General features: G+C 69.0%; 11 protein-coding genes. 9 read left to right on the top strand and 2 right to left on the bottom strand.

Going from position 1 to position 11,978, the window contains the following annotated elements:
* The first annotated feature begins 51 nt into the window (after positions 1 to 51).
* From VHB92_RS09485 to VHB92_RS09520, 8 genes are all read left to right on the top strand, one after another.
* Positions 52 to 2,349, top strand: a complete 2,298-nt coding sequence (locus tag VHB92_RS09485) for a transglutaminaseTgpA domain-containing protein (RefSeq protein ID WP_325453502.1) — start codon at positions 52 to 54, stop codon at positions 2,347 to 2,349.
* Positions 2,350 to 2,394: 45 nt separating this feature from the next.
* Positions 2,395 to 2,880: an FHA domain-containing protein gene (locus VHB92_RS09490; RefSeq protein ID WP_325453503.1), complete on the top strand. Its 486-nt coding sequence runs from the start codon at positions 2,395 to 2,397 to the stop codon at positions 2,878 to 2,880.
* Positions 2,881 to 3,162: 282 nt separating this feature from the next.
* Entirely contained in the window at positions 3,163 to 4,659 is a 1,497-nt protein-coding gene (gene leuC / locus VHB92_RS09495; RefSeq protein ID WP_325453504.1) for a 3-isopropylmalate dehydratase large subunit, read from the top strand.
* Between the two features lies 1 nt (position 4,660).
* Positions 4,661 to 5,260, top strand: a complete 600-nt coding sequence (gene leuD, locus VHB92_RS09500; RefSeq protein WP_325453627.1) for a 3-isopropylmalate dehydratase small subunit — start codon at positions 4,661 to 4,663, stop codon at positions 5,258 to 5,260.
* A complete protein-coding gene (murA, locus tag VHB92_RS09505) occupies positions 5,260 to 6,630 on the top strand; it encodes a UDP-N-acetylglucosamine 1-carboxyvinyltransferase (protein ID WP_325453505.1) in 1,371 nt (456 codons plus the stop codon). Before leuD ends, murA begins: the two co-directional genes overlap by 1 nt.
* Positions 6,631 to 6,726: 96 nt before the next feature.
* Positions 6,727 to 7,545 carry a lysophospholipid acyltransferase family protein gene (locus tag VHB92_RS09510; protein ID WP_325453506.1) on the top strand — a complete coding sequence of 273 codons (819 nt, stop codon included), beginning with the start codon at positions 6,727 to 6,729 and terminating at the stop codon, positions 7,543 to 7,545.
* A gap of 25 nt (positions 7,546 to 7,570) precedes the next feature.
* Positions 7,571 to 8,659 carry an NAD(P)H-dependent glycerol-3-phosphate dehydrogenase gene (locus VHB92_RS09515; RefSeq protein ID WP_325453507.1) on the top strand — a complete coding sequence of 363 codons (1,089 nt, stop codon included), beginning with the start codon at positions 7,571 to 7,573 and terminating at the stop codon, positions 8,657 to 8,659.
* Complete coding sequence (locus tag VHB92_RS09520; protein WP_325453508.1) at positions 8,562 to 9,647, top strand: D-alanine--D-alanine ligase family protein; 1,086 nt, start codon at positions 8,562 to 8,564, stop codon at positions 9,645 to 9,647. Before VHB92_RS09515 ends, VHB92_RS09520 begins: the two co-directional genes overlap by 98 nt.
* Positions 9,648 to 9,671: 24 nt before the next feature.
* Here VHB92_RS09520 and VHB92_RS09525 read toward each other — a convergent pair whose 3' ends face one another.
* Complete coding sequence (locus tag VHB92_RS09525; protein WP_325453509.1) at positions 9,672 to 10,217, bottom strand: DUF3515 family protein; 546 nt, start codon at positions 10,215 to 10,217, stop codon at positions 9,672 to 9,674.
* Between the two features lie 69 nt (positions 10,218 to 10,286).
* Between VHB92_RS09525 and VHB92_RS09530 the strand changes: the two genes are divergently transcribed.
* Positions 10,287 to 11,327, top strand: coding sequence for a thiamine-phosphate kinase (locus VHB92_RS09530; RefSeq protein WP_325453510.1), 1,041 nt, complete (start codon positions 10,287 to 10,289; stop codon positions 11,325 to 11,327).
* Here VHB92_RS09530 and rsmD read toward each other — a convergent pair.
* Complete coding sequence (gene rsmD / locus VHB92_RS09535) at positions 11,297 to 11,890, bottom strand: 16S rRNA (guanine(966)-N(2))-methyltransferase RsmD (protein WP_325453511.1); 594 nt, start codon at positions 11,888 to 11,890, stop codon at positions 11,297 to 11,299. The two genes, VHB92_RS09530 and rsmD, sit on opposite strands and share 31 nt — an antisense overlap.
* Positions 11,891 to 11,978 lie beyond the last annotated feature (88 nt).

The raw sequence follows: 11,978 nt of genomic DNA on the forward strand, positions 1-11,978 counted from the left end.
TCGGTGCCCCCGTCGGTGCGAGAGAGGCCCGCGAAGACGCGACTGTCGCGGATGCCTGCGGTCGCGGCATCCGTCTGGGCCGACGTGGTCGTCGTGGCCGTCCTCACGGTCATCGCCCTGCTCGGGTTCGGCCCGGCGTTCGGACAGCTCGGCTACCTCGTCGCAGGCATCGGGGGACTCGTCGTCGGGACTGCCGTCGCGATGGCGGGCGTGCTGCTGCGACTGCCCCTGGTCGCGACCGTGCTCATCGGCATTGCTGCCTACTTCGTGTTCGGTACGGCGTTCGCCCTGCCGGGTGAAGGCATCGTCGGCGTCATCCCCGGCCTGACGTCGCTGGGCGACCTCGCCACGGGCGCCGTCTTCGGCTGGTCGGATGCCGTGACCCTGCGCGCTCCCCTGGAGGCGCCGTCCTACCTGGCGGTCGTGCCGTTCGCGGCCACTCTCGTGGTGTCGCTGGCCGCCGTGTCGCTGGCCATGCGGATGCCCTCCACCGGCCAACGCGCCACGCTGCGCGCCGCGCTCCTCGTCGCCGGTCCAACGGTCCTGTTCCTGGCCGCCATTCTGCTCGGCACCAGGGACGCCTACTTCGCGGGCATTCGCGGTGTGGCGTTCGCCGCCATCGCGCTCGGCTGGCTGGGATGGCGCATCCGCTCGTCGAAGCGATCCATCGCGCCCGACCCGGGCCTCACGCGTCGCGCGATCGCCGGCTCGGCCGTCATCGTGCTCGTCGCCGTGGTCGCCGGCGGCGTGCTCGGCACGCTCGTCTCGCCTTCGTCGTCGTCGCGCCTCGTCGTGCGCGACGCGGTGCAGCCGCCGTTCAACCCGCTGGACTACCCGGCACCGCTCGCGGGCTTCCGCAAGTACACCAACGATCTGCGCAAGACGAAGCTGTTCTCCGCGACGAACCTGCCGAGTGGAAGCCTCATCCGGCTCGCCACGATGGACAGCTACAACGGCATCGTGTGGAGCGTGACGGGACCGGGCGAGCAGACGGACGGTTCCGGAAGCTTCGAACTCCTGGGCAGCACGATTCCCAGTCCGTCGCTGTTCACGCCGGGCGCGAAGACGGAGTCGAAGTTCAGCGTGCTCGGCTACGACAACGTGTGGCTGCCAAGCCTTGGCTACATGGATGCGCTGCGCTTCGGCGCGCATCCAGGGGACAGCGATCCGCGCGACACGGTGCGCGTGAACACGGCGACCGGCACCACAGCGGTCACAAGCGGCGTCTCGCGGGGCATGACCTACACGGTGGATGCCACGGCGCAGAAGATCCCCAACGACAAGGCGCTGAAGAACGTGCCGGTCGCGAAGGTCGCCATGCCCAGCGTCACCGACGTGCCCGACGTGATCGCAACCAAGGCCGAGCAATACGCTGGCGGCTCGGCCAGCGCCATCCAGAAGCTCCGCAACCTGGAGCGGTCGCTGAAGAAGCTGGGATACCTCAGCCACGGCCGCGCCTCCGATCCCGTTCCATCGCGGGCAGGCGAGGGTGCCGACCGCATGAACGACCTGTTGCAGAAGACGCCCATGGTCGGCGATCAGGAGCAGTACACTTCGGCGTTCGCGCTGATGGCCAGGCACCTCGGCTACCCCGTGCGCATCGTCATGGGCTTCAAGGCGCACACCTCCGGCAAGGGCACCGTGACGTTCACGGGCAACGACATCACGGCGTGGGATGAGGTCGCGTTCCAGGGTGTCGGCTGGATCCCGTTCTTCCCGACCCCGACCAAGACGGATGCCCCGAAGGACCAGACGGTCAAGCCCAAGCTGCAGCCGCAGCCGCAGGTCCGACAGCCGCCTGACACGCCGCCGAAGGCCGACGATCTGCTGACGCCGGTGAAGACGAAGGACAACAAGGCGCCGAAGGACCACCATGCGTTCGTGCTGCCCGTCTGGGTCTACTACGTCGGCGGCATCCTCGTGCTCGTCGCGCTCGCGCTGTTCCTTCCGATGGCGATCGTGGCGATTCGAAAGAGGCGGCGTCGGCTTCGTCGTGCCCGTGGGCCGGGCGACCGGCGGGCCGCGGGCGCGTGGGACGAGCTCGTCGACGGGTTCGGCGAGCTGGGCTACAGCCTCCCGAAGGTCGCGACACGACGGGTCACGGCTGCGACGCTCGAGGCGCAGTCGGTCGAGCAAGGCATCCCGATGCAGGCAGGCACGCTCACCGAGCTCGCCGCGGACACCGATGCTGCCGTTTTCGACGAAACCGACGTGACCGAGGAGCGCAGCTCGCAGCTCTGGCATCGCGTCGAGCAGAGCCTGGAGTCCGTGTCGAACTCGGCAGGGTGGCTGCGGCGACGCATCGCGGCATACCGCTTCGTGAAGCGCCGCTCCGCGACGTCGGACTGACCCCGGCCCCGGGCGTGGATGCTCGCCGCCGGTATAGTGTCGCGCGTGGACTCGTCGGGTTTCATCACGCCGCCGCCGGGCCTTGTCCCGCCCAGGCATGACACCGACACCCGCACGGAACGGATGCCACGCACCGGCCCCGCGCTTCCGGTCTTCAACCCGCCCCCTGCACCGCAGCAGGAGTCGCAGGCCAAACAGCCGCCGACGTGGCTCGTCGTGCTTCCCACCGGCGCGCGCGTGCCCATCGACGGCGCCCTCCTCGTCGGCCGCAACCCGGTGCGGTTCGAGCCCTGGACCAGCGCCGGCCTGCTGCCTGTCGACGATCCGGCACGAAGCGTCTCGAAGACCCATGCCGTGCTGGAAGCGTCCGCGGACGGAGTTCGCATCACCGACCTGCACTCGACGAACGGCGTGAGCGTCATGGATGCCGCGGGTGCGGCAACGCCGCTCGCGCCTGGCGTGGCGACGGCCGCGACAGCGGGCGCCACCGTGCGGCTGGGCAGCTACCGCCTCCAGCTCGTCACCGCCTGACCCACCGTCGGTTGAGCGTGTCGAAATCTCACCTACGGTCGGTTGAGTCTGTCGAAACCGGCTCATAAGTGTCGGGTTTCGACAGGCTCGACCCTCGGTACGTGCGGGTGCCCTGCAGGAACCGCGCGTTCCCGGATGCTAACCTGATGCGGTGCTGGTCGTCTCCCTTCTTCTTCGCCGCCGCGACGAGTCCTAGTTCCTCAGGCCTCTCTCGTCGCGGAGACCTTCGTGGCTGAATTCCCGGGCGCAGCGTCCGGTCGAAACGCAAGGAGAATCGACAGCATGAGCACAGCATCCGATCCGGTGCGCGCCGAGAGCGCGACCGCCGAGGCGCGTCCTCGCACACTGGCCGAGAAGGTGTGGGACGACCACCTCGTGGTCAAGGGCGAGAACGGCAGCCCGGACCTCATCTACATCGACCTGCACCTGGTGCACGAGGTCACGAGCCCGCAGGCGTTCGACGGACTCCGCATGGCCGGCCGGCCGGTGCGGCGTCCCGATCTGACGATCGCGACGGAGGATCACAACACGCCCACGATCGGCATCGACAAGCCGATCGCCGACCTCACGAGCCGCACCCAGATCGAGACCCTGCGCAAGAACGCGCAGGAGTTCGGCATCCGCCTGCACTCGCTCGGCGACCTCGAGCAGGGCATCGTGCACGTCGTCGGGCCTCAGCTGGGGCTGACGATGCCCGGCATCACGGTCGTCTGCGGCGACTCGCACACGTCGACGCACGGAGCGTTCGGCGCCATGGCGTTCGGCATCGGCACGAGCGAGGTGGAGCACGTGCTCGCCACCCAGACGCTGCCGCTGAAGCCGTTCAAGACGATGGCGATCACGGTGGAGGGCGCCCTGCGGCCCGGCGTCACGGCGAAGGACATCATCCTGGCCGTGATTGCGAAGATCGGCACCGGCGGGGGACAGGGCTACGTGCTGGAGTACCGCGGCAGCGCCATCCGGTCGCTGTCGATGGAAGGCCGCATGACCATCTGCAACATGTCGATCGAGGCGGGCGCCCGCGCCGGGATGGTCGCGCCGGACGAGACGACGTTCGCCTACCTGAAGGGCCGCCCGCACGCACCGCAGGGCGAGGACTGGGATGCGGCCGTCGAGTACTGGAAGACTCTGGCCACCGACGACGACGCGGTGTTCGACGCCGAGGTGTTCATCGACGCCGATGCGCTCGAGCCGTTCGTCACCTGGGGAACCAACCCCGGCCAGGGCGTGTCGCTGAGCGACGTCGTGCCCTCGCCGGAGAGCTTCGCCGACCCCAACGCGCGAGCGGCGGCGGAACGCGCCCTGGAGTACATGGACCTCGAGGCGGGCACTCCGCTCAAAGACGTCCACGTGGATGCCGTGTTCATGGGCTCCTGCACCAACTCGCGTATCGAAGACCTGAGGGCCTTCGCCTCGATCATCAAGGGCAAGAAGAAGGCCGACGGCGTTCGCGTCATGGTCGTGCCCGGCTCCGCGCGCGTGCGACTGGAGGCGGAAGCCGAGGGCATCGACAAGATCGTCGAGGAGTTCGGGGCGGAGTGGCGCTTCGCCGGATGCTCCATGTGCCTGGGCATGAACCCCGACCAGCTCGCGCCGGGCGAGCGTTGCGCATCCACCAGCAACCGCAACTTCGAAGGCAGGCAGGGCAAGGGCGGACGCACCCACCTGGTGTCGCCCGTCGTCGCCGCGGCGACGGCCATCCGTGGAACGCTGTCCAGCCCGTGGGACCTCGACCATGCCGACGAGGATGCCCGCGCCGACGAGAAGGTGGGTGCTTGAGATGGAGAAGATCTCGACCCTGACCGGTGCCGCTGTTCCGCTGAAGCGGTCCAACGTCGACACCGACCAGATCATCCCCGCCGTGTTCCTCAAGCGGGTCACCAAGACCGGCTTCGACGATGCGCTGTTCCACGCCTGGCGGCAGGACCCCGACTTCGTCATCAACCAGGAGCCGTACAAGAACGGCGGAATCCTCATCGCAGGCCCGGATTTCGGAACGGGATCCTCGCGCGAGCACGCGGTGTGGGCGCTTCGCGACTTCGGCTTCACGGCCGTGCTCAGCCCGCGCTTCGGCGACATCTTCCGAGGCAACTCCGGCAAACAGGGACTGCTGACCGGAACGATCGCCGAGGACGACATGGAGAAGATCTGGGCCGCCATCGACGCGAACCCGGGAATAGAGATCTCCGTCGACCTGGTTGAGCGTAAAGCGACGATCGCCGACCTCACCGTTGATTTCGATATCGACGATTACACTAGGTGGCGATTGCTCGAGGGGCTGGATGACATCGGCCTCACCTTGCGTGATGAGGCGCAGATCACAGAATTCGAAGCACGCCGCGAATCGTGGCGGCCCAAGACATTGCCGGTGAAAATCTAGTGAACTCACTTCTTCAGGATGCGCAGGCGGCGGGTGCCCGAGTGGGCCTGACTGCAGACAAGATCACCATCAACGGTGGACGTCCCCTCCAAGGGCGCATCCAGTTGAAGGGGGCGAAGAACCTCGTCACGAAGGCGATGGTGGCCGCCCTCCTCGCCGACGGTCCGAGCGAGCTGCGCGACGTGCCAGACATCAGCGATGTGCGGGTCGTTCGCGGTCTGCTCGAGATCCACGGCGTGAAGGTCACGAACGGTCCCGACGATGGAGTGCTGCTCCTCGACCCGACCGGCGTCGAGAGCGCCCACATGGCCGACATCGACGCGCATGCCGGGTCGAGCCGCATCCCGATCCTGTTCTGCGGGCCGCTGCTGCACGCGCTCGGCGAAGCGTTCATCCCCGACCTGGGCGGATGCCGCATCGGCGACCGGCCCATCGACTACCACCTCGAAGTGCTGCGCCGGTTCGGTGCGGTCGTGGAGAAGCTGCCCAGCGGCATCCGCATGACCGCGCCGAACGGCCTGCACGGCGCCAAGGTCGAGCTGCCATACCCGAGCGTCGGGGCGACGGAGCAGGTGCTGCTCACGGCGACCAAGGCCGACGGCATCACGGAGTTGCGCGGTGCGGCCATCGAGCCGGAGATCATGGATCTCATCAACATCCTGCAGAAGATGGGCTCCATCATCACGGTCGACACCGACCGGGTGATCCGCATCGAGGGCGTCGACCGCCTCACCGGGTACAGCCACACGGCGCTGTTCGACCGCAACGAGGCAGCCAGCTGGGCAGCAGCTGCTCTCGCCACCGAGGGCGACATCTTCGTCGGCGGCGCCCGTCAGGCCGAGATGCTCACGTTCCTCAACGTGTTCCGCAAGGTGGGCGGAGCCTTCGACATCCACGACGACGGCATCCGCTTCTACCACCCGGGCGGCGACCTCAAGCCCGTGATCATCGAGACGGATGTGCACCCCGGCTTCATGACGGACTGGCAGCAGCCGCTCGTGATCGCCCTGACCAAGGCGAAGGGCGTCTCCATCGTGCACGAGACCGTGTACGAGCAGCGGTTCGGCTTCGTGGACGCGCTCGTCGACATGGGAGCGACGATTGAGATCCACAAGGAGTGCCTCGGCGGGCACCCGTGCCGCTTCGGTCAGCGCAACTTCAACCACTCCGCGGTCATCTCCGGGCCGACCGTGCTGCACGGCGCCGACATCGAGGTTCCCGACCTGCGCGGCGGTTTCAGCCACCTGATCGCCGCGCTGACCGCCAACGGCAAGTCGACGGTCAGCAACGTGGGCATCATCAGCCGCGGCTACGAGAACTTCATCGGCAAGCTGGAGCAGCTCGGCGCCGACTTCGTGCTCGAGAACTGAGCCGTACCGAACGCCACGGGTCCTGGCCTGCCGCCGCCGAGTCGACGGGCCGGAGTCGCTCCGGTCCGGGCATACGGCATGGCGGATAATGGGCGGGTGCCGAAATCACCCGAAGTTCCGGATGCCGCACCCCGGTCCCGCGACGACGTGACGGACGCGGTCGCCAAGCCTCGCAGAACGCGCAAAGAGACCACTCGTCCGAGCGTCTTCTGGGCGATGGCAGGGGTCGTGGTTCCGCTTGTCGGCTCGATCGCCCGGTTCAAGGTGCACGGTCGCGAGAACCTGCCGCTGACCGGTGCATACATCATCGCGCCGAACCACTACAGCGAGATCGACCCGCTCGTCGTTGGATCGATGATCTGGCGACGCGGCAGGATGCCGCGCTTCCTCGCCAAGGAGAGCCTGTTCTCGGTGCCGGTCGTCGGCTGGTTCCTCAAGCGCTCCGGCCAGGTGCCCGTCAGCCGCAGTCACGGCGGCCGCGGCGCGCCGATCGCGCAGGCCCAGCACATCGTCGACGACGGCAGCGTCGTCATCGTGTATCCGGAAGGCACGCTCACCAGGGACCCCGAGCTGTGGCCGATGCGCGGCAAGACGGGCGCTGCCAGGCTCGCGCTCGAGTACGGCATCCCCGTCATCCCTGTCGCGCACTGGGGCACGCAGCAGATCATGGGCAGGTACTCGAAGAAGGTCAGTGTCTTTCCGCGCAAGACGATCACGTTCTCGATCGGCGCTCCCGTCGATCTGGACGAGTACCGGGGAAAGCCGCTGACGAGGACCGTGCTGACCGGCGCCACGGATGCCATCATGCAGGCCATCACACACGAGCTCGAGAAGCTGCGCGGCGAGAAGGCGCCGCAGACGCGGTGGGATCCTTCGGCTCACGCGCAGAGCGAAACGGGCCGCTTTGAGGGCTAGACCGGCGCCGGCGAGGCGCGTCACGATGCTCGGCGCAGGCAGCTGGGGCACCACGTTCGCGAAGGTGCTCGCAGACGGCGGATCCGATGTGACGTTGTGGGCCCGGCGGCCGGAGGCGGCCCGCGAGATCAGGGAGGCCAGGCGCAACAGCCAGTACCTGCCCGGTATCAACCTGCCGAGGAACCTCACGGCCACGTCCGATCTCGAGGCGGCGCTCGCCGGCGCCGACCAGCTGTTCGTCTCGGTTCCCAGCCAGACCCTGCGCGAGAACCTCATCGCCCTGAACGGTCTGCTGCCGGAGGGCATCCCCGTCGTCAGCCTCATGAAGGGCGTCGAGAAGGGCACCGGCCTGCGCATGAGCGAGGTGATCGCCGACGTGCTGGCTATCGATCCGGAGCGCATCGCCGTGGCATCCGGCCCCAACCTGGCGCTCGAGATCGCGAAGAAGCAGCCGACGGCGGCTGTGGTCTCCAGCACGAGCATGGAGACGGCGCACGAGGTCGCGCTGGCGGCACGCAACCCCTATTTCCGTTCGTTCGTGAACACCGACGTGATCGGCACCGAGTTCGGGGGAGTGCTGAAGAACCTCATCGCGGTCGCCATCGGCATCGTCGACGGGGTCGGATACGGCGAGAACACGAAGGCGTCGATCATCACGCGCGGCCTCGTGGAGATGACGGACTTCGCCGTCGCCCACGGCGCGGAGCGGGAGACGCTCGCGGGCCTCGCCGGTCTCGGCGACCTGATCGCCACATGTCAGTCGCCGCTGTCGCGCAACAACACGGCGGGAAGGCTGCTCGGCCAGGGATACGCGTTCGCCGAGGTCGTGAAGCAGATGAACCAGACAGCAGAAGGGCTGGCATCCGTCGGTCCGATCCTCGCGCTGGCGGCGGCCAAGGGCGTGCAGATGCCCATCGTCGAGCAGGTCGGTCAGGTGCTTGCCGGTACGCTCGAACCCAAGGATCTGGCGCCCCACCTGACCACGGACGACACCCCGCGGGGTGAAAGGACTACGGATGACTCACAAGCGCGTCCTCGTGCTTCTTTTCGGCGGGCGTTCGAGCGAGCATTCGATCAGCTGCGCTACGGCGGGCGGAGTTCTCGGGGCGCTTGACCGCGACCGCTACGACGTCATCCCCGTCGGCATCACCCGCGAAGGCGCGTTCGTGCTCGAGCGCGACGATCCTTCCGCGTTCGGACTCGATCCGGATGCCCTCCCCGAGGTGCGCGACGACGGCAGCCGGGTGCGCTGGCCGGAGTCGACGCTCTCGCGCGAGCTCACCGTGGAGCGCGAGGGCGTCGTGACGTCGCTGGGCGAGGTGGACGTCGTGCTGCCGATCCTGCACGGCCTGTGGGGTGAGGACGGCACGATCCAGGGGCTGCTCGAGCTCACCGGCATCCCGTATGTCGGATCCGGCGTGCTCGGGAGCGCGCTGGGCATGGACAAGCACTTCACGAAGGTCGTGCTGCAGGCCGAGGGCATCGCGGTCGCTCCGTGGGTGACGGTGACGCGCGACGAATGGGAGCGGTCGCAGGATGTCGTCGCCGACCGGGTGCGCGCGCTCGGCTCGCCCCTGTTCGTGAAGCCCGCCAGGGCGGGTTCCAGCGTGGGCGTCACGAAGATCACGTCGGCAGAAGGGCTGGGTGCGGCGCTCGACGTGGCGTTCGCCGAAGACGACAAGGCTCTCATCGAGTCGGCCGTGGTGGGTCGAGAGGTGGAGATCGGGGTGCTGGGCGGTCGCGCAGGAGCTCGGCCACGGGCATCCGTCGCAGGAGAGATCGTCGTCTCGGGCCGCGGGTTCTACGACTTCGACGCCAAGTACCTGGACGCTCCAGGCATCGACCTCGTATGCCCGGCCGACCTCACGGACGAGCAGCTGAAGGAGATGCAGTCGCTGGCCGTGCGCGCGTTCCAGGCCATCGACTGCGCGGGACTCGCGCGGGTGGACTTCTTCCTCACCGACGAAGGCTGGGTGATCAACGAGGTGAACACCATGCCGGGGTTCACGCCCATCTCGATGTTCCCGAAGGTGTGGCAGGCATCCGGATTCAGCTATCCGGCACTGATCGACGAGCTCATCGACCTGGCACTCGAGCGCTGAGGCCGCGCTCGCCGAGGTCGTACCTCAGCCGGACTGCGTGGTGGTCGGCGTGGGCACCGGCGTCGGCACCCCGGTGGGCGAGGTGATGTCGGAGGTTCCGCGGCATTTCTCGTTCTTCTGCTGCGGGATGGCGCCGATCGCGTCCGCGAGCGCGGGGAGCACCGAGGCGTCGGCGACGCCGTTCTTCCCGTGCGCGATGACGACTTCCGTGGCCGGCGTGCGCCCGAACGTGATGTAGCGCAGCGACGGCGACGCCGGATCGTTCTCGAGCACCCAGTCGATGTCGTTCACGGTGATGCACGGCTTGGTCGTGGGGCCGATGGGTGGCACTCCGCATCGCAGCAGCACGACGGCGGGGTCGCCCCACGCGCCCGTCGCCTGCGCGTTCGTCTCGCGCTTGGCCTTGCCGGCGATCGAGTCGGGCAGATGCACGATCACATCGGCGCACCGCGGGTCGTTCGCGTCCGCCGCCGGCTTGAGCGCGACGGCGGGGGCGCACGCGGTCAGCAGCAGGGCGGACGCGCACAGTGCGAGGGCGGCGGAGACGAGACGGCGGGGACGGACGAGCATCCCGTTCAGGCTAGGCCATCTCGCTCGACCGTCGCTGAGTCGTGCCGGGCATGACCTAGCGTGAGAGTCATGGCGGATTCCTGGCGTGGGCAGCACACCGACGGCGAGGCAGAACCGGCGGATGCCGACACGGTGGCGTCCGTCGGCGAGATCGCGACGCTGCGTCGCATCTTCCCGCGGCTGCCGCAGTCGGCGTCCACCATCGTCGGCCCGGGCGACGACGCGGCAGTGCTCGCCGCGCCCGACGGCCGATACGTCGTCACGACCGACATGATGATCGCCGGCCCCGACTTCCGATGGGCGTGGTCCACACCGGAGGACGTGGGCTGGAAGGCCGCGGCCACCAATCTCGCGGACGTGGCCGCCATGGGGGCGGTCCCGACAGCGCTGGTCGTGGCGATCGCCGCCCCGTTCGACATGCCGGTATCGGCGCTCGAGTCCGTCGCCGACGGCTTCCGCGAAGCGTGCGCCGCACTGGCGCCGGGATGCGGCGTGGTCGGCGGCGACCTGTCGGTCTCCGACGCGTTCACCGTCGCCGTGACCGCGTTCGGCGACCTGCAGGGCCGCGAGCCGGTGCTGCGCTCGCGGGCGCGGCCAGGCGACGTGGTCGCCGTCGCGGGAACGCTGGGCCAGGCGGCCCGCGGGCTGCGCGCCCTGTTCGCCGACGCCGTGGACGAGAACGGCGTGCCGGATGCCGTGCGTGCGGCAGACGTGGCGGCCCGCGTCCCCGAGGTGTCGGTGCAGCGTCGCCCGAGGCCGCCCATCGAGGCCGGCGTGGCCGCTGCTCTCGCCGGCGCGACCGCGATGCTCGACGTGAGCGACGGCCTCGCACTGGACGCCGGTCGCGTCGCCGAGGCATCGGGTGTGCGCATCGACCTGCGCTCGGACGCGCTCGGGCCGGACCCGGCCACGGCGCTCAGCGGCGGCGAGGACCACGCCCTGCTCGCGTGCTTCCCGTCCGAAGCATCCGTTCCGCGGCCGTTCCGGGTGATCGGCGCAGTGCTGCCGCGTGACGGGGACGAGCGTCGACGGTTGAGCGTCGACGGCCGGCCGTACGACGGCAGGACAGGATGGGATCCCTACTCCGGCTGGGACGGCGCAGGCGGCTGAGCGAACCAGACGGTGGTCTCGCCGTACGACTTCGACCGCAGCGCCTCGAGACCGTCGGGCCAGCGTGGCTCGGGAGAGCGGGAGCTTCGCTCGACGACCACGACGGCGTCCTGGCTCAGCGACGCGACCAGGTCCGTCAGCACGGTGCCGAGCTCGTCATCCGCCACGTCGTACGGAGGATCGAGGAACACCAGGTCGAACCGGGCCCCGGAGGGCTGGCGCACGTAGGCGTTCACCGAGCTCTGACGAACCGAGATCGCGGGACGACGACCCGGGCTCCGCTCGGCGGCGGCCAGCACAGCTCTCGCATTCGCCCGGCAGACGCCCGCGGCTTGGGCGCTCCGCTCGACGAGCACAGCGGATGCCGCGCCCCGGCTCACCGCCTCGAGGCCCAGTGCCCCGGAGCCGGCATACAGGTCGAGAACGTTCATGCCGCTGACGGCATCCATCGCCTCCAGCGAGGAGAAGACCGCTTCGCGCACCCTGTCGCTCGTTGGGCGGGTGCCCGACCGGGGCACGGTCAGGCTCAAGGAGCCGGCGAAGCCGGAGACGATGCGCGTCATGGATCGAGCGTATCCAGCGCGGGGCGGCACGCGGGACGAACGCCGACGACGTGCGGCCGGAACGTCGGCGCTGCGCCCTAGCCTGGAG

The organism is Humibacter sp. (assembly GCF_035547335.1).
In the GTDB taxonomy this organism is placed as follows: Bacteria; Actinomycetota; Actinomycetes; order Actinomycetales; family Microbacteriaceae; genus Humibacter.